The 23,078-nt window shown below is 72.7% G+C and carries 21 protein-coding genes; 15 read left to right on the forward strand and 6 right to left on the reverse strand.

Annotated elements, in window-relative coordinates:
• Positions 1-56: 56 nt before the first annotated feature.
• The 3 genes from ACQPYA_RS06385 (at position 57) to ACQPYA_RS06395 (ending at position 2,007) form a co-directional block, all read left to right on the forward strand.
• Positions 57-545: a septum formation initiator gene (locus ACQPYA_RS06385; protein WP_433531714.1), complete on the forward strand. Its 489-nt coding sequence runs from the start codon at positions 57-59 to the stop codon at positions 543-545.
• A gap of 256 nt (positions 546-801) precedes the next feature.
• Entirely contained in the window at positions 802-1,209 is a 408-nt protein-coding gene (locus tag ACQPYA_RS06390) for a hypothetical protein (RefSeq protein ID WP_433531715.1), read from the forward strand.
• Between the two features lie 405 nt (positions 1,210-1,614).
• A complete protein-coding gene (locus ACQPYA_RS06395; RefSeq protein ID WP_433531716.1) occupies positions 1,615-2,007 on the forward strand; it encodes a cupin domain-containing protein in 393 nt (130 codons plus the stop codon).
• 17 nt (positions 2,008-2,024) lie between these two features.
• Here ACQPYA_RS06395 and ACQPYA_RS06400 read toward each other — a convergent pair whose 3' ends face one another.
• Positions 2,025-3,218 (reverse strand): threonine synthase, encoded by a 1,194-nt coding sequence (locus tag ACQPYA_RS06400; protein WP_433531717.1) that lies wholly within the window; start codon positions 3,216-3,218, stop codon positions 2,025-2,027.
• 126 nt (positions 3,219-3,344) lie between these two features.
• On the opposite strand from ACQPYA_RS06400, the gene ACQPYA_RS06405 reads away from it, so the two are divergent.
• Positions 3,345-4,133 (forward strand): aldo/keto reductase, encoded by a 789-nt coding sequence (locus ACQPYA_RS06405; RefSeq protein ID WP_433531718.1) that lies wholly within the window; start codon positions 3,345-3,347, stop codon positions 4,131-4,133.
• Positions 4,134-4,228: 95 nt separating this feature from the next.
• On the opposite strand, the gene ACQPYA_RS06410 is transcribed toward ACQPYA_RS06405, so the two are convergent.
• Complete coding sequence (locus ACQPYA_RS06410) at positions 4,229-5,368, reverse strand: GH12 family glycosyl hydrolase domain-containing protein (RefSeq protein WP_433531719.1); 1,140 nt, start codon at positions 5,366-5,368, stop codon at positions 4,229-4,231.
• Between the two features lie 356 nt (positions 5,369-5,724).
• Here ACQPYA_RS06410 and ACQPYA_RS06415 point away from each other — a divergent pair, with 356 nt between their 5' ends.
• Positions 5,725-6,831 (forward strand): FAD-dependent monooxygenase, encoded by a 1,107-nt coding sequence (locus ACQPYA_RS06415; RefSeq protein WP_433531720.1) that lies wholly within the window; start codon positions 5,725-5,727, stop codon positions 6,829-6,831.
• 116 nt (positions 6,832-6,947) lie between these two features.
• The gene (gene ctaD / locus ACQPYA_RS06420; RefSeq protein WP_433531721.1) at positions 6,948-8,705 is read left to right on the forward strand and encodes an aa3-type cytochrome oxidase subunit I; all 1,758 of its coding nucleotides are present in this window, start codon (positions 6,948-6,950) and stop codon (positions 8,703-8,705) included.
• A gap of 250 nt (positions 8,706-8,955) precedes the next feature.
• Here the strand turns inward: ctaD and ACQPYA_RS06425 are convergent, their stop codons facing one another.
• The 4 genes from ACQPYA_RS06425 to ACQPYA_RS06440 all read right to left on the reverse strand — a co-directional run bounded on the left by ACQPYA_RS06425 (position 8,956) and on the right by ACQPYA_RS06440 (position 14,881).
• A complete protein-coding gene (locus ACQPYA_RS06425; RefSeq protein WP_433533396.1) occupies positions 8,956-10,221 on the reverse strand; it encodes an MFS transporter in 1,266 nt (421 codons plus the stop codon).
• Positions 10,222-10,306: 85 nt separating this feature from the next.
• On the reverse strand, positions 10,307-10,876 hold the full coding sequence (locus tag ACQPYA_RS06430) for an isochorismatase family protein (protein ID WP_433531722.1): 570 nt from the start codon (positions 10,874-10,876) through the stop codon (positions 10,307-10,309).
• Positions 10,877-10,900: 24 nt separating this feature from the next.
• Positions 10,901-12,187, reverse strand: coding sequence for a nicotinate phosphoribosyltransferase (locus tag ACQPYA_RS06435; RefSeq protein WP_433531723.1), 1,287 nt, complete (start codon positions 12,185-12,187; stop codon positions 10,901-10,903).
• A gap of 15 nt (positions 12,188-12,202) precedes the next feature.
• On the reverse strand, positions 12,203-14,881 hold the full coding sequence (locus ACQPYA_RS06440) for a LuxR C-terminal-related transcriptional regulator (RefSeq protein WP_433531724.1): 2,679 nt from the start codon (positions 14,879-14,881) through the stop codon (positions 12,203-12,205).
• A 287-nt stretch (positions 14,882-15,168) separates the two neighbouring features.
• Here ACQPYA_RS06440 and ACQPYA_RS06445 point away from each other — a divergent pair, with 287 nt between their 5' ends.
• From ACQPYA_RS06445 to ACQPYA_RS06485, 9 genes are all read left to right on the forward strand, one after another.
• Positions 15,169-16,602 (forward strand): hypothetical protein, encoded by a 1,434-nt coding sequence (locus ACQPYA_RS06445; protein WP_433531725.1) that lies wholly within the window; start codon positions 15,169-15,171, stop codon positions 16,600-16,602.
• 157 nt (positions 16,603-16,759) lie between these two features.
• On the forward strand, positions 16,760-17,050 hold the full coding sequence (clpS, locus tag ACQPYA_RS06450) for an ATP-dependent Clp protease adapter ClpS (RefSeq protein WP_093401920.1): 291 nt from the start codon (positions 16,760-16,762) through the stop codon (positions 17,048-17,050).
• Positions 17,051-17,170: 120 nt separating this feature from the next.
• Positions 17,171-17,665: a DUF2017 domain-containing protein gene (locus ACQPYA_RS06455; RefSeq protein WP_433533397.1), complete on the forward strand. Its 495-nt coding sequence runs from the start codon at positions 17,171-17,173 to the stop codon at positions 17,663-17,665.
• Between the two features lie 54 nt (positions 17,666-17,719).
• Positions 17,720-18,208 (forward strand): Mov34/MPN/PAD-1 family protein, encoded by a 489-nt coding sequence (locus ACQPYA_RS06460; RefSeq protein ID WP_433531726.1) that lies wholly within the window; start codon positions 17,720-17,722, stop codon positions 18,206-18,208.
• Between the two features lie 62 nt (positions 18,209-18,270).
• Positions 18,271-18,687 carry a MoaD/ThiS family protein gene (locus ACQPYA_RS06465; RefSeq protein ID WP_433531727.1) on the forward strand — a complete coding sequence of 139 codons (417 nt, stop codon included), beginning with the start codon at positions 18,271-18,273 and terminating at the stop codon, positions 18,685-18,687.
• Between the two features lie 10 nt (positions 18,688-18,697).
• Positions 18,698-19,663, forward strand: a complete 966-nt coding sequence (locus tag ACQPYA_RS06470) for a PLP-dependent cysteine synthase family protein (protein WP_433531728.1) — start codon at positions 18,698-18,700, stop codon at positions 19,661-19,663.
• Between the two features lie 268 nt (positions 19,664-19,931).
• Entirely contained in the window at positions 19,932-20,678 is a 747-nt protein-coding gene (locus ACQPYA_RS06475) for an MBL fold metallo-hydrolase (RefSeq protein WP_433531729.1), read from the forward strand.
• Between the two features lie 74 nt (positions 20,679-20,752).
• The gene (locus ACQPYA_RS06480) at positions 20,753-21,892 is read left to right on the forward strand and encodes a glycosyltransferase family 4 protein (RefSeq protein WP_433531730.1); all 1,140 of its coding nucleotides are present in this window, start codon (positions 20,753-20,755) and stop codon (positions 21,890-21,892) included.
• On the forward strand, positions 21,889-23,073 hold the full coding sequence (locus ACQPYA_RS06485; protein WP_433531731.1) for a glycosyltransferase: 1,185 nt from the start codon (positions 21,889-21,891) through the stop codon (positions 23,071-23,073). Before ACQPYA_RS06480 ends, ACQPYA_RS06485 begins: the two co-directional genes overlap by 4 nt.
• Positions 23,074-23,078: the final 5 nt, after the last annotated feature.

Genomic DNA, 23,078 nt, shown 5'->3' on the forward strand with positions numbered 1-23,078 from the left:
CCTTCCTTAGCGTTGCCCGAAGGTCGTCCCAACCCGTGATCGGGGATAGTCGGGTGATGGGCCGTCGTACGATCCTCGCCGTCGCCGGGTGGCTGGCCACCGCGGTGGTCGCCACCCTGATCGGAGTCGCCGCGATCCGCCTGGTGGGGGAGAGCCTCACCGGAACGCCGGGCGGTGTCCGCAGCCAGGAGGAGATCGCCCGCGCGCTGGCCGAACCCGCGCCGACCGCGCCGACCGCCCCGGCCACGCCGACCGGCGTCCCGACGTCCGCCCCGCCGGTGGTGACGTCGCCGGCCAGCCCGAGCGCAGAGCCCGGCAACCGGCGCAGCTACACCAGCCGGGGCGGTGGCGTGGTGGCGGAGTGTGTGCCCGGCGGGGCGTACCTGGTGTCCTGGTACGCGCACCAGGGCTACCGGGTGGACGACGTCGACCGTGGCCCGGACGACGAGGCCGAGGTGAAGTTCGTCGGCCCGGGGGGCGAGGACGAACTGTCGGTGCGCTGCGTGGGCGGCGTACCCATGCCGGAGCCCGACGATGACGACTGAGATCCGCTCATCTTGTTGCTTCGTCGCAGGTCAACGGCATGATCATCGGATCAACTGTCCTTGATCGGACAGCCGATCGCCTGGCTACCGGCCGGGAACGCGACATACGTTCGATGCACAAAGGGTGCTGATCGGCGTTGATGGCCCATTTGGGGGCCAGGTCCGCTGATCCCCATTTAGTTGCTACTTCGCCCCTTTAGTCACACAACCAACTCAACACGCCAAATGGCCGGCCGGCCGACTGGAGAGGAGTGCAATGTCCAGCGCGCGAGCCAGGAGCAGATGGGCGGGGCAGCCCGTGCCGGGGGACGAGGCCACCGCCCACGCCGACGCCGAACACACCACCTGCGCCGGCGTCGGCATGCCCCCGACCGCAAGAGTCTTGTTCGCGGTGGTCAACGCCAACGGCGTTCTGGTCCGAGGGCTGGGCGCGGCGACGGCCAACCGGCTGAGCACCGGGATGTACCAGGTCGTCTTCGACCAGGACGTGACGGGCGCCAGCTGCGTCGGCACCGTCGGCCTACCGGGTAGCACCGGCCTCGCGCCGGCCGGGCAGATCGCGGTCGCCGGCCGGACCGGTATCCAGAACGCCGTCTTCGTGACCACCTTCGACAGTGCCGGCGTCGCCGCCGACCGCCCCTTCCACCTGGCCGTGCACGCCTGACGCGCCCCCCCCGTCCGGAGCCCGTCTCCGCGAGGCGTCGCCAGCCCGGCGCAGGTGCAGCCAGCCTCGGCGGACGCCCAGTGCGAGTGGGGCTGGCCCGCGCACGAGCGCGCGGCGCCGTTCGACCCGGGGATCGAAACGTCGCCGCGCTCGGCCGTCTCCCACCGCCGCAGCCATCCGGCGGTACGTCAGCGGGGACCTGGCGTGACCGGACGGTGCCGGTCGGTGTGTCGATCCCCACCCGGGGCCGGTCCAAACCCTCGAACCGTGGCCAATTCCGCCATTTGCGAGTCCCGACCACCTCCGGCGTGGCCGAGTTCCGACCACCCCCGGGCCGGGTTCCGGCCGCGTGCCGCCGGGCCGGGTTCCGGCTTGGGCCGGCCCGCAACTGGGTATGTGCCGGACATGGAGCATTTCACTATCGCGACCGTCGCCGAGAAGAGCCCGGATTTCCGCCGCGTGCTCTGGACCGGGCAGCGGACCCAGTTGGTGATCATGACTATTCCGGCCGGCGGTGAGATCGGTGAGGAGGTGCACGAGGGCATCGACCAGATCCTCACCTTCGTCAGCGGCAGCGGCGAGGCTCGGGTGGCCGGCGAGAAGCGCGAGGTCGTCCAGGGCGACCTGGTGGTGGTGCCGGCCGGTACCCGGCACAACTTCGTCAACACCGGGCCGAACCCGCTGGTGCTCTACACCGTCTACGGCCCGCCGGAGCACGCCGACCAGGCGGTGCACCGGACCAGGGAGGAATCCGACGCGGCCGAGGCCGCCGGCGAGGACGAACCCCCGCACTCCTGACCACCTGCCGGGGCGGGTCAGCTGGGCAGGACCGGCACGCCGGAGACGTCCACCGTCTCCGGGTACTTCAGGCCCGCCCCGGTGTTCAGCACCACCACCCGCTCGCCGGCCCGGATCCACCCGCCGGCCCGCAGCTTCCGGGCGGCGGTCAGGCAGGCCGCCCCCTCCGGGCAGAGCAGCAGCCCCTCACGGGCGGCGAAGTCCCGCAGGTCGGCGAGGATCTCGGCGTCGTCCACCGCGATCGCGGTGCCGGCGGTGGCCCGCAGCGCGGTCAGGATCAGCTCGTCACCGAGCGGCGCCGGGACGGTGATGCCGAACGCCACGGTGTGCGCGTCCGCCCACGGCTCGGCGCGGTCATCCCCGGCGGCGAACGCGCGCACGATCGGGGCGCAGCCGGTGGACTGCACCGCCACCAACCGGGGCAGCCGGTCCTCCACCCAGCCCAGTTCCCGCAGCTCGTCGAGGGCCTTGTGGATGCCGATCAGCCCCACCCCGCCGCCGGTCGGGTAGACGATCACGTCGGGCACCTGCCAGCCGAGCTGCTCGACGATCTCGTACCCCATGGTCTTCTTGCCTTCGAGGCGGTACGGCTCGCGCAGCGTACCCGCGTCGAAGATGGTGCCGGCGGAGGCCGCGACGAGCGCGGCGACCTGGCGCCCGGCGTCGCCGATCAGCCCGTCGACCAGGCGCAGGTCGGCACCGGCGGCCACGCACTCGCGGCGGCAGATGGCCGGTGCGGAGAGCGGCATCGCGATCGTCGCGCCCAGCCCGGCCCGGGCCGCGTAGGTGGCCCAGGCGGCGCCCGCGTTGCCGTTGGTCGGCATGGCGATCCGCCGGATGCCCAGCTCCCGGGCCCGGCTCACGCCGACCGCCGCCCCCCGTGCCTTGAACGATCCGGTCGGGGTCAGCCCCTCGTCCTTGACCAGCAGTTCGTCGACGCCGATCTCGGCGCCGTACGCCGGAGCGCGCAGCATCGGCGTCCACCCCTCGCCGAGCGTGGTGACGCAGTGCGGGTCGGCCACCGGCAGCACCTCCCGGTAGCGCCACAGGTCGGCCGGGCGCAGCCCGAACCGCTCCGGCTCGACCACCCCGGCCACCGCGGCGAGGTCGTAGCGGGCCAGCAGCGGGGAGCCGCAGTCGCAGAGATTCTGCGGTACGCCGGCGTCGTGCTGCCGGCCGCAGCGCGGGCATTCGAGGTGGGTCAGGTACACGATGTTCCTCGCCGGTCAGCCACACCCGCATTCTCCGGCAAAGCGGTCCGGCGCGTCCGGTCCCCGGGCGGGCCGGCACGCCCGATTCCGGGCGTGGCGGCGGTCATCGCGGGTAGAACGGTCGGTATGGACCACGCTGACCATCCCACCGCCATCCTTCCCGGCGACGTCCGGATTCCCCTGCTCGGCTTCGGTACCTGGCAGGCCACCGGCGAGGCCGGGTTCAAGGCCGTGCTCGCCGCGCTCGACGCCGGCTACCGGCACATCGACACCGCCACCATGTACGGCAACGAGGAGGAGGTCGGCCGCGCGGTACGCGAGAGCGGGCTGCGCCGGGAGGACGTCTTCATCACCACCAAGCTGCCGCCCGAGCGGGTCGGCCGGGAACGGGAGACGATCGAGGCGAGCCTGCGTGCGCTCGGCCTCGATCATGTCGACCTGTGGCTGGTGCACTGGCCGCCGAGCGAGCCCGGCGACCTGATCCCGGTCTGGCGGGAGATGCTGGCCGCCCGCGACACCGGCCTGGCCCGGGCGGTGGGGGTGAGCAACTTCAGCACCAGCCAGATCGACGAGCTGATCCAGACGACCGAGGAGAACCCGGCGGTCAACCAGATCAAGTGGAGCCCCTGGCTGTACGACCGGCAGCGGCACGCCGAGCACCGCGACCGTGGGGTGGTGCTGGAGGGCTACAGCCCGTTCAAGACCAGCGACCTCTCCGACCCGGTGCTGACCCGGATCGCCGGCGCGCACAACGTCTCGCCGGCTCAGGTGGTGCTGCGTTGGCACATCGACCACGAGACCGTGGCGATCCCGAAGTCGGTGACCCCGGAGCGGATCCGGGCCAACGCCGACGTCTTCGGCTTCTCGCTGACCGCCGAGGAGATGCGCGACATCGACGCCCTCGGCAAGCTCTGACCGCCCACCCCCATCCCGAGCGAGCGGCGTCGGGCGCGCGTTAGGAGGGGCCCCCTCCTATACACGAGGCGTTAGGAAGGGGCCCCTCCTTACATTCAGGAGCGGGTGCAGGTGGTGCCGTTGAGGGTGAAGCTGGTTGGGGAGGAGTACGCGCCGCTCAGCGTGCCCTGGTAGCCGAAGCTGGCCGTGCCGCCGGGGGCGATCGTGCCGTTATGGCTCACGTTCCGGGCGGTCACCGACGAGCCGCTCTGGGTCACCGTGGCGTTCCACGTGTTGGTCACCTGCTGCCCGGACGGCAGCGAGTACGCCAGGGTCCAGCCGTTGACCGTGCTCGACCCGGTGTTGGTGATCTGCACGTCGGCGGTGAAGCCGTTGTTCCACGAGTTGGCCGTGTACTTCACCGCGCACGTGCCGCCGCCCGAGGGCGGGGGCGTGGTGGGCGGCGTGGTGGTCGGCGGCGGGGTGGTGGGGTTGCCGCCGCCGTTGACCGCGGCGGAGAAGCTGGTCACCGCCAGCCCGGCGCCGCCCTGCCAGGGCTCGAAGCCGGCCTGGATGCTGGTCAGGTACCAGGAGTTGGTGATCGCGCCCCGGTTGCGGGTGTCGTTGATGAAGGCCAGCAGGTTGAGGTTCGCGCTGCTGATCGCCGACGGGGCCAGGTACGAGATGACGTTGTTGGAGCCGTTGCTGCCCCGCCAGACCTCCCAGCTGCGGCCGTCGATGGTGGCGGTGCCGACCACGGAGCCGATGGGCTGGATCGGGCCCTGCCGGTTGAGCCAGATCATGATCTCCATCTGGTTCACCCCGTCCCGTCGGGGCGACGGGTCGAGCCAGATGTCGTACGAGGCGTTGTAGACGGCCCCGCTGACGTACCGGTAGTTGATGCTGCTGGTCGCGCTGCTGATCTGGCTGACCTGGATCGGCAGGTTGGTGCCGGGGGAGCAGTTGGTGTAGTGGCAGCCGAGGAAGATCGACGGGTACGCCGTCGGGGCGCCGTTGGTGGGGTTGCTGCCGTTCTGGGTGGTGATCTCGAAGCCGGTGGAGGTGACGTTGATGCACTGCTGGGCGCTGGTGCCCCAGCGGTTGTTCTGCACCACGTAGCGGCTCTGGATCACCGTGCTGCCGTACTGTTCGCAGATCTGGGTGTCGGCGGAGGCGGTGCCGCCGAGGGCCACGGCGACGATCGAGCCGGCGGCGAGCAGGCCGATGGCCAGGATGGCCCGCAGGGGACGTCTCATGATGCTCCTTGCGCTGCGGCGTCACCTGGACGCCGGGACGGGTTGCGGACGGAGCGGTCGGAAACGCACGCCGACGGGGTGGGCCCGGGAGCGCTCCCATGCTCATCGTCACATTTACATCCTTGAAACAATGGGCGCAACCGCTGCGGGTGATTAAGGGTAATTGTGAGGTGTGTCACGGCCCCTACCATCGGTCATCCGGCGACCCCCGGCCGGAGGTGGCCTGCGCCGACGGGCGGAGTCGAGGACGCCGAGGGATGTCACCGGCCGACCGGTTGCCTCTGGTGTGTGCCGATTGCGCCGAGTAGTGTCTTGCCTCCAACGCGTGCCGATTCCCTCCGGAGGCGTACACCCCCATGCGTGGCTCCCCCCTGCGCATCCTCGTCGTTGGCGCGGGCATCGCCGGCCTGGCCGTGGCCCGGGCGCTGCGCCTGGCGGGCTTCCGGCCGGACGTCACCGACAAGGCGCCGCCGGGTGAACTCACCGGCACCGGCCTCTACCTCCCGGGCAACGCGGCGCGCGCGCTGCGCCGGCTGGACCTGGACGGCCCGGTACGCCCGTTCGGGCAGGTCATCCACTGGCAGCGCTTCCTCGACGCGGCCGGCGCGCCGCTCTGCGAGGTCGACCTCGACACGCTCTGGGCCGGGGTCGGGGAGTGCCGTGCGCTGCCCAGCACCGACCTGCACCGGGTGCTGCTCAGCGGGGCCGGCGGCGCGGTCCGGCACGGTGCCGAGGTGTGCACCATCGACCTGCTGCCAGCCGGCGTCGGCGTCACCTTCGTCGACGGCACCCAGACCGAGTACGACCTGGTGATCGGCGCCGACGGGCCGCGTTCCTCGATCCGGGCGCTGGCCGCCCTCGGCGGGCCGCCCCGCCCCGCCGGCCAGGTGGTCTACCGCGGCGTCGTGCGCCACGGCCCGGTGGTCGACGAGTGGACCGCCCTGCTCGGGCAGCGCTGCGGCTTCCTCGTGGTGCCGATCGGCGCGGGCCGGCTGCACTGCTACGCCGACGAGGCCGGCACCGAACCGCCGGCCGACCCGAGGGCCCGGCTGCGCGAACTCTTCGGCGACTACGGTGGGCCGGTGCCGGAGGTGCTCGACGCGCTCGACCGGGTGCACGTCAGCACCACCGACGAGGTCGAACTCGGGCGCTGGTACCGGGGCCGGGTGCTGCTGGTCGGCGACGCCGCCCACGCCACCGCGCCGACGCTGTCCCAGGGCGCCGCGATGGCCCTGGAGGACGCGGTGGTGCTCGCCGAGTCGCTGCACGCTGCGAGCAGTGTGGAGGCGGCGCTGACCGCGTACGAGAGTCGCCGCCGGCCGCGTACCCGATGGGTGCGGGACCGGACCCGGGACCGCAACCGCACCCGCGACGTGCCGCCGGCGCTGCGCGACCCGTTGCTGCGCGGGCGTGGCGACCGCATCTTCGGCGAGCACTACCGGCTGCTTCTCGGCCCGCTGTGATCCACCCCCGGCGACCCCACGCGGCGCTGCCACCTGCCGGGGACTATCCTCCTTGCGGATAACGGCCCGTAGAGACTCGCGTGCCGAGCGGGACAACCCAGAACCGGAGGCCACTCGTGACCACCGTCGCACCCAAGCCGGTCGTGACCCGGCCCTGGCCGGTCCGGGATCCGGTCAAGGGGTCGGCCATCGCGCGGCTGCTGCGGACCACGGACGCGAAGCAGATCGGGATCATGTACATGGTCACCGCGTTCGTGTTCTTCATGATCGGTGGCCTGATGGCTCTGATCATGCGGGCCGAACTGGCCCGGCCCGGGCTGCAGTTCCTGTCGCCTGAGCAGTACAACCAGCTGTTCACCATGCACGGCACGATCATGCTGCTCTTCTTCGCGACGCCGATCGTGTTCGCCTTCGGCAACTACGTGGTGCCCATCCAGATCGGCGCGCCGGACGTCTCCTTCCCGCGGCTGAACAGCTTCGCGTACTGGCTCTACCTCTTCGGCGGCACGATGGCCACCGCCGGCTTCCTCACCCCGGGTGGGGCGGCGGACTTCGGCTGGACCGCGTACACCCCGCTGAGCACGAGCGAGCACGCCCCCGGTGTCGGCGCGAACATGTGGGTGGTCGGTCTGGCCATCTCCGGTCTGGGCACGATCCTCGGCGCGGTCAACCTGATCACCACGATCCTGACCCTGCGCGCGCCCGGCATGACCATGTTCCGGATGCCGATCTTCACCTGGAACATGCTGGTCACCAGCCTCCTGGTGATCCTGGTCTTCCCGCTGCTGGCCGCCGCGCTCTTCGCGCTCGCCGCCGACCGCCTCCTCGGTGCCCACGTCTACAGCCCGGACACCGGCGGGCCGATGCTCTGGCAGCACCTGTTCTGGTTCTTCGGTCACCCCGAGGTCTACATCATCGCGCTGCCGTTCTTCGGCATCATCAGCGAGATCATCCCGGTCTTCTCGCGTAAGCCGATCTTCGGCTACAAGGGTCTGGTCGCCGCGACCATCGCCATCGCCGGCCTGTCGATGAGCGTCTGGGCGCACCACATGTTCGCCACCGGCCAGGTGCTGCTGCCCTTCTTCAGCTTCCTGAGCTACCTGATCGCCGTGCCGACCGGCATGAAGTTCTTCAACTGGATCGGCACCATGTGGCGGGGCCAGATCAGCTTCGAGACGCCGATGCTGTGGGCCGTCGGCTTCCTGGTCACCTTCCTCTTCGGTGGCCTGACCGGGGTGCTGCTGGCCGCCCCGCCGCTCGACTTCCACATGCACGACTCGTACTTCGTGGTGGCGCACTTCCACTACGTGCTCTTCGGCACCATCGTCTTCGCGGTCTTCGCCGGCATCTATTTCTGGTTCCCGAAGATGTTCGGCCGGATGCTCGACGAGCGGCTCGGCAAGATTCACTTCTGGCTGACCATGATCGGTTTCCACACCACCTTCCTGGTGCAGCACTGGTTGGGCAACGAGGGCATGCCCCGGCGGTACGCCGACTACCTGCCCGGCGACGGCTTCACCACGCTCAACATGATCTCCACGGTCGGCGCGTTCATCACCGGTATCTCCACGCTGCCGTTCATCTACAACTGCTGGAAGTCGTACAAGGCCGGCCCGGTGGTCGAGGTCGACGATCCGTGGGGCTACGGCAACTCGTTGGAGTGGGCGACCAGCTCGCCGCCGCCGCTGCGCAACTTCGACCGGATGCCGCGGATCCGCTCCGAGCGGCCGGCGTTCGACGCGAAGTTCCCCGAACTGGCCGCCGGGCAGTCGATCGCCGGTCCGCCCGAGGGCGGTGCCAAGCCGCTGACCAGCGAGGCCGACGGCGGTGCCAGCTACACCGAGGACATCGCCAGCGACATCGACCGCCGCTGACCCACGCGCACCACACGTACGACAGGCGCTGGCCCTCCCCGGGGCCGGCGCCTGTCGCGCTCTCCCCACCCACCTGCCGCCGCGCACCCGGCTGCCCGGGGCCGGGTAGGGGCCGCGCGGTGAGCCTGCCGTGGGTCAGCAAGTCTGCGCGGGCAAGCAGGTTCGAGCTGGTCGAACACCATTGCGTGGGTTGGGGCAGAGCAAAGGGACCAAAACCGAGGTAGCAAGCGGCGGCCAGGCCGACGCCCCGCTACCGGCCGGCGGGGACGAGGGCGGGCGTGGCGTCGTCGTCGCGTACCGGCGCGGCAGCCGTGCTGGCGTCGCCGTCGGGGACGGTGGCCGCCGCCCGGTCGGCGCGGCGGTGACGTAGCTCGATCGGCAGCACCGCGAGGGCCACCAGCGCGCCGACCGCGCCGGTGACCGCGAAGCCCCACAGGGGTGCCGAGGCGTCGATGACCGCCCCGGCCAGCGGGGCGCCGACGGCGATGCCGACGGTGACCGCGGAGCCGTGCAGACCCATCGCCTCGCCGCGCACGCCGGCCGGGACCAGCCGGCTGACCGTGTCGGAGGTGGCCGCGATGGTCGGCGCGCAGAGCGCCCCGGCCGGAACCAGGGCCAGGCAGAGCAGCCACCAGTGTCCGCCGCCGAGCCCGACCGGGATGGTGCACAGGCTCAGCGCGCCCATCAGCGCGACCGGGGAGAACGAGCGGCGGACCGCGCCGTACGCGAAGCCGCCCACCAGCGACGCGACCGCCCAGACGGAGAGCACCGCGCCGGTGAAGCCGGCGTCGCCGTTCTCCCGCAGCACCGCGATCACCGCGACGTCGGTGCCGCCGAGCACCAGGGTGGCCGCGGTGCTCACCGCGAAGACGGCGACCAGCCGCGAGGTGAGCCACTGCCGGCGGGCGATCTTCGGCTGCGGGCCGTGCGCCGCCTCGCTGGCGCTGCGCACCGGTGGGTTGAGCAGCCACAGCACCACGCCGGCGGCAACGATGCCGGCGCCGACCAGGTAGAGCGTGGTGCGGGCGGTGATGGTGGTGACTCCGACCGTGGCGAGGGCCGGGCCGATCATGAACGACAGCTCGACCGACATCGAGTCCAGCGCGTACGCCGGCCGGCGTCGCTCCGGCGGCACCAGCGCGGCGATGGACTGCCGGATCACCGAGAAGATCGGCAGCGCCAGCGCGCCGGCCAGGAAGGCGGCCGACAGCAGCACGGCGTAGGAGAGCATCGGCGCGGTGGCCCAGAAGATCGCCTCGGCCACGGCGGTGAGGACCAGGACGGGGCGCAGCCCGCGGCGGTCCACCAGCCGGCCGAGCAGCGGCCCGCCGATCGCCGCGCCGACGGTGATGGCCGCGCCGACCAGCCCCGCCGCGCCGTAACCGCGCCCGAGATCCTGTACGACGTAGAACGTCAGCGTGACGCCGGTCGCCGTCAACGGGATGCGTGCCAACACCGCTACCAGCAGCAACGATCGCAGGCCGGGCAGGGCAAGCGCTTCCCGGTAAGGCTTCATGTTCACGTCGGTCCGTACCTCCGCCGGACATCCTCGACTGGAGGTGCGACCCTCGCCAACGAATTACCTGATCATGCGGTGCTGATCACAGGGCCCCGCGCACGGTGGTGATCCCGGCCCCCTCGAAGGCCCGCAGCGCGACATCGGTGGTGTCCGGGGCGACGGCCGCGGTCAGGTCCAGCAGCACGGTGGTGGCGAAGCCCTCCCGGGCGGCGTCCAGGGCGGTGGCCCGGACGCAGTGGTCGGTGGCGATGCCGACCACGTCGACCCGCTCCACACCCCGCTGGCGCAGCCAGTCGGCCAGGCCCTCGCCGCCCTCGGCGTGCCCCTCGAACCCGGAGTACGCGGCCGCGTACTCGCCCTTGTGGAAGACCGCTTCGATCCGGTCGGTGGCCAGCTCCGGGTGGAACTCCGAGCCCGGGGTGCCGACCACGCAGTGCCGGGGCCAGGTGCTCACGAAGTCCGGCGGATCGCCGAAGTGCGGCCCCGGGTCGACGTGGTAGTCCTTCGTCGCCACCACGTGGTCCCAGCGCTCCGGCTCGGCGGCCAGCAGCCGGGAGATCCCGGCGGCGACACCGGCCCCGCCCGCCACGGCCAGTGACCCGCCCTCGCAGAAGTCCTTCTGCACGTCCACGATGATCAGCGCGTTGCGCACCGACTCCGCTCCTTCCAGCGACTGTCACTCGGCCGGTACCACGGTGACCGGGATGGCCGGGTCACCGACGGAGAGCTTGAGGCCCTCCCACGGGATGGAGATCAGGCACTGGCGCAGGTGCTCCCGCGCCTCGTCCAGCGTCGGCAGGGTCACCGGCTCGCCGTCGACCACGTACGACCGTTGCAGCAGCCGGTCGTTGGGGCGCCGGTCCGGCACACCCTGCGGGACGATGATCTCCTCGGTGGCGGTGCCGGTGGGTTTGTGCCGGCGGACGGCGACCTTGCGGCCGCCGATGGTGGCCTTCTGCTCGGACCGCTTGACCACCGGGCGTCCGTCGACCTCGACCAACTTGTAGACCAGGCCGGCGGTCGGTGCTCCGGAGCCGGTGACCACGGCGGTGCCCGCGCCGTACATGTCCACCGGCTCGGCGGCGAGCGCCGCGATGCTGTACTCGTCGAGATCGCCGGAGACAATGATCTTGGTCTCGGTGGCGCCGAGCGAGTCCAGCAACTGCCGGGACTGCTGGGCGATCACGGCCAGGTCACCGGAGTCGATCCGGACCGCCCGCAGCTCCGGCCCGGCCACCTCGATCGCGGTGCGGATGCCCTGGCTGATGTCGTACGTGTCGACCAGCAGCGTGGTGTCCTTGCCCAGCGTGGCGACCTGCGAGGCGAACGCGGCCCGCTCGTCGTCGTGCAGCAGGGTGAACGCGTGCGCGGCGGTGCCCGCGGTGGGGATGCCGTACCGCTGGCCGGCGGCGAGGTTGGAGGTGAACCGGAACCCGGCCAGGTAGGCCGCCCGCGCCGCCGCGACCGCCGCCTCCTCGTGCGCCCGCCGCGACCCCATCTCGATCAGCGCCCGGCCCCGGGCCGCGGTCACCATCCGTGCCGCGGCGGCGGCCACCGCGCAGTCGTGGTTGAGCACCGACAGCACCAGCGTCTCCAGCACCACGCACTCGGCGAAACTGCCGGAGACGGTGAGGATCGGCGAGCCGGGGAAGAACAGCTCCCCCTCGGTGTACCCGTCGACATCGCCGGTGAACCGGTAGTCGGCGAGCCAGGCCGCGCCCGCCTCGTCCACCACGCCGGTCCGGCGCAGAAAGTCGATGTCGGCCGGGTCGAAGCGGAACTCCCGGATCAGGTCGACCAGCCGGGCGGCGCCGGCGACCACGCCGTACCGGCGACCGGTGGGCAGCCGCCGGCTGAACACCTCGAACACGCAGCGACGGTGCGCCGTGCCGTCCCGCAGGGCGGCACTGACCATGGTCAGCTCGTAGTGATCGGTGAGCAGCGCGGGACGACGGGTGTGCACGCCTTCAGCCTAGAGTCAGTTCGCCGATGTGCCGTCGTGGCCCGGGATCGTCCGCAGCGCCGCCTTCAGCTCCGACCGGCCGGTCACCCCGAGCTTGCTGTAGATCCGCTGTAGGTGGTTCTCCACCGTGCGGGCGGAGAGAAAGAGCTGCTCGGCGATGGCCCGACTGGTCTCGCCGTCGGCCGCGAGTCGGGCCACCTGCCATTCCCGGCCGGTCAGCGCCGGCGTGGCCGCGCGCAGCGGCGGAGTGTGCACCATGTCACAGCAGGCGAGCAGGACGGCGAGCCGCTCGCTGGCCGCGGTGACCTCCGGCGACCGGCGCTGCCGCAGCAGCTGCACCGCGCCGGCCGCGGCCTCTGCGGCGGGCAGCGCCAACCCCAGCTCCTCGAAGCCCTCGGCGGCGGCGAGCAACTGCTCGGGCGCCCCGTCGGCCGCCGCCCGGGCATGCCGGGCCAGCAGCGGCGGCAGGTCCCCGTCGACCTGCTCGGACAACTCCGACAATCGCTGGGCGACCGTGCGGCGGCCGCCGTCGGAGCAGGTCGGCCCGGTCGGCGCGGCGGCCTCGCCCAACCGCACCAGGTCGTGCAGCACCAGCGTCTCGTGCCCGGCGAAGCCGTCGAGGCGCAGCCGGTCGGCCAGCTCGTGCAGCCGTGCGACCGCGCCGGACAGGTCCCCGCCGGCGGCGAGCGTAGCCGCCCGGGCCTGCTCCAGCCACGGGTACAGCACCGCCATGCTCGGCGCGTGCAGGCGGTCCGCCTCGGCCATCGCCTCGGCCGCCTGCCGGGCGTCGCCGCGCAGCGCGGCGGCCTGGGCCCGTTCGGCCTGGGCCAGCCCGGCGTAGACCCGGCTGGTGGCCAGCACCGCGCAGGCGCCGAGCGCGGCCTGCAACGCCGCGTCGCTGCGCCCGCGCAGCCGCGCCGCGTACGCCCGCAGGATCGCCAGGTAGCCGGTGCCGAGCCGGAAGTCACCCGCGTCGGCCAGGTCGGCGAACTCGTCGGCGACCAGGGTGTCGATGCCGCTCAGGTCGCCGGAGAGGGTCAGCCGGGTGCCCCGGGCCAGCTCCACGGCCAGTTGCAGGTACGGCATGTCCGCCCGCCAACTGGCCGCCTTCGACTGCACCAGGTCCACCGCCGTGGCGCTGCGGCACAGCTGGCCCTGCACGGCCTGGAGGTGGGCGATGGTGCAGCGCGCCAGCTCGCGGGCGGCGACGCTGGCCGCCGGCCGGTCGAGCACGCCCTGGGCGAGCCGCAGCGCGGTCGGGGCGTCCAGCCGGTGCAGGCGCATGATCGCCTCGAAGGCGCGGATCCGGGCCTGGGCGGCGAGGTCGGTCAACTCGGTGCCGCGCCGAGCGATCTCCGCCACCGTGGACTCCTGACTCAGCCCCCAGTAGCTGACCATGCCGCGGGCCGTCAGCCAACGGCTGAGCCGCTCCTCGTCGCCGGTGTCGGTGGCGACGGCGTCGAGCACGCCGAGCGCCTCGGCCGGCCGGTCGGCGAACATCAGGATGGTGGCCAGCAGCTCCGCCGCGTCGAACCCGGCGCCGGCATCGAGCGCCGCGCGGGCCAGCCGGGTCGCCAGCGGCACGTCGTAGCGCGCGAACGCCTGCGCGGCCGCGGCGAGCAGCATCGACGGGTCCTGTGCGGTGCCGGAGTCCAGCCGCCACACCGCCACCCGCAGCAGATCCTCCCGTCGCCGGGTGCCGACCCCCTCCACCAGTTGGGCCAGGTGCGCCTGCAACCGGCGGGTCCGGCTGACCGGGCACTGCCGGCGTACCACCTCGCCGTAGAGGGGGTGGGCCAACCGGACGTCGAGCCGCCGGTCGGACTCCACCATGGTGACCAGTCCGCGTTCCTCGGCGGTCTCCACATCGGTCTGCTCCACCGCGCTGTTGAGTAGCCGCAGGCCCAGCGGTTCGCCGAACGCGACCAGCTCGACCACCGCACGCACGCCGGGGCTGAGCTGGCCGATCCGGATGTCGATCAGCTCGGTCAGGTTGGGCGCCAGCTCCAGACGCCCGGTCCAGGTCCAGATGCCGTACCGCTCGGTGAGCTCCTCACTGCCCTGGGCGGCGTGCACCAGCTCGCGCAGGAGCAGCGGGTTGCCGGCGCTGAGCCGGCCCAGCCGCTCCGACGAGCCGCCGTCGACCGGGCCGTCCAGAATGGCGGCGAGCAGCCCGGCGGTCTCGGTGGGGGCCAGCGGGCTCAGCTCGACGTTCTCGACCAGGCCGTCCGTCCACAGTGCCCGGATCGGCAACGGGATCTGCTCGCCGTCGCGCAGGGTGCCCACCACGCAGGCGTTCTCCGCGCGCGCCACGAGGTGCACCAGCGCGGCCGACGGCGGGTCCAGCAGGTGCGCGTCGTCGACGGCGAGCACGATCCGCCGGCCGGCGGCCTGCTGCTGCAACACGTCGAGGGCCCAACGCAGGATGCCCGCCGGGGAGAGACCCTGCGGCTGCTCGACGGGGAGCACCTGCACCAGCCCGCCGAAGGGCATCGCCGCGGTGGTGGCGCTGGCCGCGATCCACCAGACCGCGTATTCCTCGCCGGGAAGCGCGTCCACTCCCTGCCGGAGCAGGCTGCTCTTGCCGATGCCCGCGCTGCCGGTGAAGAAGATTCCCCGCCCCTCGGCACCGGTCACCGCCACCCGCAGACGGTTGAGTTCTGCCGTCCGGCCCACGAATCTCCACCGACCCATTCCCGCAGCATATCGATGGAACTGCGTCCCGACCGGTAGCCCGAGCGGGTTAAGTTGAGTAGTCGCAGAGTTACCGCTGAGTACCTGAATTGTCCCGTTCCCGATGCCGGCGCCCGTACTCTTCCGGAATCCGGGTGTCGTCACCGGATGTTCGCCGCGGCCGACCACGCCGGCCGCCCTTCCTCGGAGGCCGCCGCCTGATGAAGCCGGGCCCTCTCCACGACCTTGGCACGTCCGACGACGCGGCCGGGCCGCCCGGTCCCGGTCCGTTTCCGGATCGGCTCGGTGTGACCGGCGACGACCCGCGCGAGCCGCTCGCGGTGATCGCCGTGGGCCCCGCCGACGCCGGACGAGCGGGCGTACTCGCCGCGCTGCTGGAACTCGACGCCGGGATGCTGAGCGCGCCGGCCGGTAGTTGGCTGGTGGTCCGGCACTCCCTGCAGCCCACCCGGGCCGCCTACGTGCCCGGCTACCGGTCGCCGCACTCGTACCGCCCGGAGTCGCCGGCGGTCGGGCCGGCGCTGGCCCGGCCACCGCGCCGGGTCGAGTTGACCCTGCCCGAGCCGTTGCTGAAGCGGCTCATCCTGGTCGACACGCCGGACACCGCGTCGCTGGGGCCGGCCGGCGCCGGAGTGCTGCTCGACGCGGTGGGCCGGGCCGGCGCACTGCTCGTGGTGATCGCGGCGGACCAGTCCTTCGGCGCCGCGGAACTGAATCTGCTCTCCGAGGTCGCCGGGACTCCGATCCGGGTCTTCTTCGCCGTCACGCCGGGCAGCGGCGGGTGGGCGGCGGTTCCCGAGGGCACGTCGGCGGCGCAGGGCCCGGGGGAGTCCGGCGGCCCGGCGGTGGATCCGGTCACGGTCACCGTCGAGGCATCCCGGGCCGCGCTGCTCGCCGCCGTGCCGGGACTGGCCGACGCCCGCTGGTTCCCGATCATCAGGGACGGCGCGACCGACCTGACCCGGGCGCTGGTCGGCTGGGCCTCCGACGAGGGGCTGCGCCGGGCCAGCGTCGAGCCGCCGGAGGTGCCGGGCACGTACGGCCGGGTGCCGGTGCTGGCCGAACCGGGCGACTGGTCCGAGCAGCTCGACCGGAAGGTGCGGTCCTTGGCCCAGCGCATCCGTCAGCATCTGGCGCTGGAACTGGCCAACCTGCACCTGCGCGTGGTGCAGGAGATCGTTTTCGGTGTCGGCTGCGCCGGGCTGCCCCAACTGCTCGACCGCGAGCTGGAGGCGCTGTCGCTGCTGGCCACCGCGCAGTGCGACCACGCCGTCCGCGAGCTGATCGACGACACCGCCGGGCGGCTCTTCGGCGTGCCGCTGGCGGAAGGGGTCCGCCGCCGCATCAACCAGGCGGTCCGCTTCGGCATGGCCGATCACAACACCGGCCAGGATCTGGAGCGGGCGATGCTGGTCACCAGCAGCGCGGGCGTGACGGGGCTGACCGGCCCCGCAGCGATCGACGCGCTCTCCGCGTACCCCGCGCCGGCCCGCACGGAGGTGCTCCCGCCGGTCGCGGTGGCGCTCGCCGGTGGCTGCTGGCAGCACTGGCGTACCCCTGGCAACGACGATCCGAGCGCCGCCCGGGCCTGGGCCCAGCGGGCGCTGCGGGAGATCGAACTGGAGCTCTCCCGGGAGATCTCCCGCCGGTTCGAGGTGGTCCGTCTCTCGCTCGGCACGGTGCTGTCCGATGCTGCCGAACACGGCATCCTGCTCGCCTGACGGTCCCGCCGTCCACCTCGCCGGCAACGCCGACGGGGCGCCTGCGCACGCCCGGACCAGGACCGGGCGTGCACACGGCAGGGCCGAGGGTGGCGATCCGGGCCGGTCCGGCGTTCCGGTTCCTCGGTTCCGCGGATCCGGTGGCACGATGGGGGGCATGGCGGCTCCGCAGGTTGCACCGGTCGAGACCCCGGACACCGATGAGGTGCCGGCGGCCGACCGGCCGTGGGTGACGATCGTGTGGGACGACCCGGTCAACCTGATGACCTACGTGACCTGGGTGTTCCAGAAGCTCTTCGGGTACAGCCGGGAGAAGGCCGAGCAGCTCATGCTGGATGTGCACCACAAGGGTAAGGCCGTGGTCTCCAGCGGCGCCCGGGAGCGGATGGAGCACGACGCCTCGCAGTTGCACGCGTACGGCCTCTGGGCGACGGTGGACCGCTCGTGAGGGCGAGGAGTGAGCTGGGTTTGCGAGCCCCGCAGTCGCGAACAGGGGTGGCACCGTGAGCGCGAGGAGTGAGCCGGGTTTGCGAGCCCCGCAGTCGCGAACAGGGGTGGCACCGTGAGTATGTTCCGCCGCCGGGGCGACCGGTACGTCGCCACCTTCGCCGTCGACGAGGTGCGGGTGCTGCGCAAGGTCGCCTCCGAGGTGGTTGGCCTGCTGACCGACGGCTTCGACCACTCCGACCCGGTGGTGTGCCGGCTCTTTCCCGAGGTCTACCCGGAGGACGCGGCGGGGACCGCGGAGTTCCGCCGCTACACCGAGGGTGACCTGAAGACTTCCAAGATCGACCAGGCCGGGGCGATCCTGGCCGCGTTGCCCGGCGACGGCGGCGGGGAGGTCCGGCTGGACGCCGAGGCCGCCGAGGCGTGGCTGCGGGCGCTCAACGACGCCCGGTTGGCGATGGGCGTACGGTTGGAGATCAAGGACGGGACGGACCTGGGGGTGGAGCTCGACGACGCGGTCGCCGAGGACCCCACCTCCAGCCGGGTGTTCCAGCTTTCGGTCTACGCCTATCTGGGCTATCTCCAGGAGTCCCTGCTCAACGCCTTGATCGACTGACTGTGACCGGCACCGCCTCGCGGCCGGCCGCCGCCGGGCGCTACGCTTGTCGGCGTGCTGAGCATCGACCGGTCGATCGTTGACGCGATCGTCGCCCACGCCCGTCGGGATCATCCCGACGAGGCCTGTGGTGTGGTCGCCGGTGCGGTCGGCAGCGACGCACCGACCCGGCACATCCCGATGGAGAATTCGGCCCGTTCGATGACGTTCTACGAGTTCGACTCGATGGAGCAGTTGCGGGTGTGGCGTGAGATGGACGACCGGGACGAGGAGCCCGTCGTCATCTACCACTCGCACACCGCCACCGAGGCCTACCCCTCGCGGACGGACATCTCCTTCGCCGGTGAGCCCGGCGCGCACTACCTGCTCGTCTCCACCCGCGAGCCCGACACGGAGGAGATCCGCTCCTTCCGCATCGTGGACGGGGTGGTGACCGAGGAGCCGGTACGGATCCTCGACGCCGGGGTGGATCCGCACGCCGTGCAGTCCTACATGTTCGGGCAGAGCCCGGCGACGGTCGACTACGAGTGTTCGGGCCGCTGACCCGCTCAGCCCCGCACACCCTTTCCCGTCACCGAGCACACCCGATCGAGGAGTACGACACCATGGCCATCGAGGTTCGCATCCCCACCATCCTGCGCAGCTACACCGGCGGCGCGAAGGTCGTCGAGGGCAGCGGCGACACGCTGGACGACCTGCTGACCGACCTGGACTCCCGGCACGCCGGGCTGCGTGGCCGGCTGGTCACCGAGGCCGGCGCGCTGCACCGCTTCGTCAACGTCTACGTCAACGACGAGGACGTCCGCTTCCTCGGCGCGCTGGACGCCAAGCTGAACGACGGCGACGGCGTCACCATCCTGCCCGCGGTGGCCGGTGGCGCGTTCGGCTTCGCCGCCGCTGCGGCGATCAGTCAGCACAGCGCCGCCGCTGCGGCAATCGCCCAGCACACCGCCGCCGCTGCGGCGACCGCCCAGCACACCGCCGCGCCCGCCGGGCGTCGCGCGCCCGTCGCCGCGAGCTGAGGCGGCCGCGATGGCGCGGTACGACAGCCTGCTGGACGCCTGTGGCGGTACGCCGCTGGTGGGGCTCCCCCGACTGTCGCCGACGGTGCCCGACGGCGCGCCGCCGGTGCGGCTGTGGGCGAAGCTGGAGGACCGCAACCCGACCGGCAGCATCAAGGACCGGGCCGCGCTGTTCATGGTCCGGGCCGCCGAGGCGGCTGGCCGGCTCCGGCCGGGCGACACGATCCTGGAGCCGACCAGCGGCAACACCGGCATCTCGCTGGCCATGGTGGCCAAGCTGCGCGGCTATCGCCTGGTCTGTGTGATGCCGGAGAACGTCTCCACCGAGCGGGTGCAACTGCTCCGGATGTACGGTGCGGAGATCATCTTCTCGCCGGCGGCGGGCGGCTCCAACCAGGCGGTCGCCACCGCCAAGCAGATCGCCGCCGAGCACCCGGACTGGGTGATGCTCTTCCAGTACGGCAACGAGGCGAACGCCCGGGCGCACTACGAGACGACCGGTCCCGAGCTGCTGCACGACCTGCCGACGATCACCCACTTCGTGGCCGGGCTGGGCACCACCGGCACGTTGATGGGCACCGGGCGCTACCTGCGTGAAAAGGTCGAGGGCATCCAGATCGTCGCCGCCGAGCCACGGTACGGCGAGCTGGTCTACGGCCTGCGCAACATCGACGAGGGATACGTCCCGGAGCTGTACGACGCGACCGTGCTCAACCGGCGGTTCTCCGTCGGCACCCGCGACGCGGTGCTGCGTACCCGGCAGCTGGTGGAGGTGGAGGGCCTCTTCGTCGGCTTCTCCACCGGGGCGGTCCTGCACGCGGCGTTAGCCGTGGCGCACGAGGCGGTACGCGACGGCCGCCGCGCCGACGTGGCGTTCGTGGTCAGCGACGGTGGCTGGAAGTACCTCAGCACCGGGGCCTACGGCGGCACTTTGGCCGACGCGGAGGACGCCCTGGAGGGCCAACTCTGGGCCTGACCCAAGCGGGGCGAGCGACATCACGAGGGCCATCGGCAGACAGCCGGTGGCCCTCGTCGCGTCGGCCTGTCCGGGTCGGCCACTCCGGTAACCCGGAGTCGATCGGACGGCCGAAACGGGTGTCACGTTGATGACAACTTCCAGCAGATCATTCTTGCCTCTGCGCAGGCGGGCGTAGGCTGCGCAGCGTGGCGTACGCGTCGGTAGTGATCATCGCCGGAGCGGCGGCCGGCGCGATTACTACCTACCGTGACAGCGAGACAACTCGATGCGACTGACCGTCCTGGGCTGTGCGGGCAGCTTCCCCGGACCCGAGTCCCCCTGCTCGGCGTACCTGGTCGAGGCCGAGGACTTCCGGCTCCTGGTCGACTTCGGCCCGGGCTCGCTGTCCACCCTCCAGCGCTACGCCGGGCTGCACGCCCCGGACGCCATCCTCCTGACCCACCTGCACTGCGACCATATCCTCGACGCCGCGACGTACGTGGTGGTGCGGCGGTACGCCCCGGACGGCCCGTACCCGCCGTTGCCGGTCTACGCCCCTGCCGGCGCCCCGGACCGGCTGGCCTCCGCGTACGGGCAGGAGGACAGCACGGTCGAGGATGTCTACCAGTTCTATGCGCTGCAACCCGGCACCTTCCCGATCGGTCCGTTCAGCGTCACCGTCGACCGGGTGCTGCATCCGGTGGAGACCTACGGCGTCCGGTTGGAGCACGCCGGCCGGGTGCTCTGCTACTCCGCGGACACCGCGCCCTGCGAGGCGTTGCAGCGGCTGGCCCAGAACGCCGACGCCTTCCTCTGCGAGGCCAGCTACCTCGACGGTGTCGACAACCCGCCGGATCTGCACCTCACCGGCCGGGAGGCCGGCGAGGCGGCGGCCAAGGCCAACGTCGGGCGGCTGCTGCTGACCCACCTGGTGGCCGCCTGGGGCAGTGAGGCGCACACGGTCGCCTCCGCCGCCGCCGCGTACGCCGGCCCGCTGGAAGTGGTCCGCCCCGGCGCCAGCTACGACATCTGACCAGCCAGCACTGTTCGCCGGCCGGTCAGCCGGGCGTTTCCTGAATCTTCGCTGTGGCCAGCACGGTGGGTGCCATGCGGATCGCCATCGTGACCGAGTCGTTCCCACCGGACGTCAACGGTGTCGCGCACTCGGTCGTGCGGGCCGCCGAGCATCTCGTCGCCCGCGGCCACCAGCCGTTGGTCATCGCGCCGGCTCCGCCCGGGGCGCGCCGGCGCGACCTCGACCGCTACCCCTATCCGGTGGTCCGTATCCCGAGCGTGCCGCTGCCCCGGTACCAGGGCTTCCGGCTCGGCATGGCGACCAACAGCCGGCTGGCCGGCGTGCTGCTGGCACACGCGCCGGACGTGGTCCACCTGGCCAGCCCGTTCATCCTCGGGGCGCGGGCCGCCGTGGTGGCGGAGCGGCACGGGCTGCCCACCGTCGCCGTCTACCAGACCGACGTCGCCGCCTACGCCCGCGCGTACCGGGTCGGCTGGGGCGAGGCGGCGGCCTGGCGGCGGCTGCGGGAGATCCACAATTCGGCACGGCGTACCCTGGCCCCCTCCACCCGGTCCGCCGCCGACCTGGTCTCCCACGGCGTGCAGCGGGTCTGGCTGTGGCGCCGCGGCGTCGACGCGGAACGCTTCCACCCCGACAAGCGCTGCCCGAGCCTGCGGCGGGCGCTCGCCGGGGACGGTGAACTGCTGGTGGGCTACGTCGGCCGGCTCGCCCCGGAGAAGCGCGTCGAGCTGCTGGCCGCCACCGTGGAACTGTGCGGCGTCCGGGTCGTGGTCGCGGGAGACGGCCCCGCCCGCCGGCAGCTCGAACGGGACCTGCCCGGGGTGCGTTTCCTCGGTGTCCAGCACGGCGAGGCGTTGGCCCGCCTCTACGCCAGCCTCGACGTGTTCGTGCACACCGGCCCGCACGAGACGTTCGGCCAGACGTTGCAGGAGGCCGCCGCGAGCGGTGTGCCGGTGGTCGCCCCGGCCAGCGGTGGCCCGGTCGACCTGGTCGAATCCGGCGTCACCGGGCTGCTGGTGCCGCCGGCCGACTCCGCCGCCCTCGCTGCCGCCGTGGCGGAACTCGCCGCTGACCCCGTCCGGCGCGCCGCGTACGGCCGGGCCGCCCGGGCCGCGATCGCCCGACGTAGCTGGACCGGGGTGGGCGACGAGCTGATCGGGCACTACCGGGCGGTGTTGGCCGGCACGCCTGCGATGGGCCGGTCGGCGTGACGACGGTCGCCGCGCCGCCCCGTCCGGCCCGCATCGTCCGGGTGGCGAACTTCGTGACCGGCCGCTCCGGCGGCCTGCGTACCGCGCTGCGGCACCTCGGCGCGGGGTACCTCGCCGCCGGCCACGAGCCGGTCCTGGTCGTCCCCGGCGTCCGGTACCGCGACACCCGGCATCCCTGGGGGCGCGAGATCACGCTGCCCGGCCCGGAACTGCCCGGCACCGGCGGCTACCGGGTGCTGACCGACAAGCGGCGGCTGGCCCAGGTCCTCGATGAGCTGGCCCCCGACCGGTTGGAGGTTTCCGACCGCAGCACCCTGCGCTGGACCGGCGACTGGGCCCGCAGGCGGAAAGTGCCGTCGGTGATGGTCTCGCACGAGAGCCTGACCGGCCTGCTCGGCCAGTGGCGACTGCCCGACGCCGTCGCCCGCCGGGTCGCGGACCGGCTCAACCGGGAGACCCTGCGCCGCTACGACCGGATCGTCTGCACCACCCGGTGGGCCGCCGAGGAACTCGGCCGACTCGGCGAGTCCCCCGTCGACCTGGTGCCGCTCGGCGTCGACCTCACCACCTTCCATCCCCGGCACGCCGACCCGGTGCTGCGCGAGCGGTACGCCGACCAGACCGAGGTGCTGCTGGTGCACTGCGCCCGGCTGTCCATGGAGAAGCGGCCCGAACTGGCGCTGGCCGCCCTCGCCCGGCTGCTCCGCGACGGCGTACCCGCGGTGCTGGTGATGGCGGGGGACGGGCCGCTGCGACCGGCGCTGACCCGGCGGGCGGCGGGCCTGCCGGTGCACTTCACCGGCTTCCTGCCGGACCGGGCGGCGCTCGCCGCGCTGCTCGCCACGGCGGACGTGGTGCTGGCACCGGGACCGGTGGAGACCTTCGGCCTGGCCGGCCTGGAGGCGCTGGCCTGCGGCACCCCGGTGGTGGCCAATGCCGCCAGCGCGCTGCCCGAGGTGATCGGGCCGGGCGGGCTCGCCGCCGAGAGCACCCCGTCGGCCCAGGCCCAGGCCGTCGTCCGGTTGCTGGCGCGCCCCGAGGCGGCACGACGGGCGACCGCCCGCCACCGGGCCGAGGAGTTCGGTTGGCCGGCGGCGGTCGCCGGCTTCCTGCGCGCGCACGGCATCGCCGGCGGGCAGCCGGTGGACACCCGGGGACGGTCGGATCACGGCACCACATAGGGTGC

Source organism: Micromonospora sp. CA-263727, from assembly GCF_050942455.1.
Classification (GTDB): Bacteria; Actinomycetota; Actinomycetes; order Mycobacteriales; family Micromonosporaceae; genus Micromonospora.

Coding starts and splice junctions, on each gene's coding strand:
- ACQPYA_RS06385 (WP_433531714.1), top strand. CDS start 57: ATGGGCCGTCGTACGATCCTCGCCGTCGCCGGGTGGCTGGCCACCGCG.
- ACQPYA_RS06390 (WP_433531715.1), top strand. CDS start 802: ATGTCCAGCGCGCGAGCCAGGAGCAGATGGGCGGGGCAGCCCGTGCCG.
- ACQPYA_RS06395 (WP_433531716.1), top strand. CDS start 1,615: ATGGAGCATTTCACTATCGCGACCGTCGCCGAGAAGAGCCCGGATTTC.
- ACQPYA_RS06405 (WP_433531718.1), top strand. CDS start 3,345: ATGGACCACGCTGACCATCCCACCGCCATCCTTCCCGGCGACGTCCGG.
- ACQPYA_RS06410 (WP_433531719.1), bottom strand. CDS start 5,368: ATGAGACGTCCCCTGCGGGCCATCCTGGCCATCGGCCTGCTCGCCGCC.
- ACQPYA_RS06415 (WP_433531720.1), top strand. CDS start 5,725: ATGCGTGGCTCCCCCCTGCGCATCCTCGTCGTTGGCGCGGGCATCGCC.
- ACQPYA_RS06425 (WP_433533396.1), bottom strand. CDS start 10,221: ATGAAGCCTTACCGGGAAGCGCTTGCCCTGCCCGGCCTGCGATCGTTG.
- ACQPYA_RS06440 (WP_433531724.1), bottom strand. CDS start 14,881: ATGGGTCGGTGGAGATTCGTGGGCCGGACGGCAGAACTCAACCGTCTG.
- clpS (WP_093401920.1), top strand. CDS start 16,760: ATGGCGGCTCCGCAGGTTGCACCGGTCGAGACCCCGGACACCGATGAG.
- ACQPYA_RS06455 (WP_433533397.1), top strand. CDS start 17,171: ATGTTCCGCCGCCGGGGCGACCGGTACGTCGCCACCTTCGCCGTCGAC.
- ACQPYA_RS06465 (WP_433531727.1), top strand. CDS start 18,271: ATGGCCATCGAGGTTCGCATCCCCACCATCCTGCGCAGCTACACCGGC.
- ACQPYA_RS06470 (WP_433531728.1), top strand. CDS start 18,698: ATGGCGCGGTACGACAGCCTGCTGGACGCCTGTGGCGGTACGCCGCTG.
- ACQPYA_RS06475 (WP_433531729.1), top strand. CDS start 19,932: ATGCGACTGACCGTCCTGGGCTGTGCGGGCAGCTTCCCCGGACCCGAG.
- ACQPYA_RS06480 (WP_433531730.1), top strand. CDS start 20,753: ATGCGGATCGCCATCGTGACCGAGTCGTTCCCACCGGACGTCAACGGT.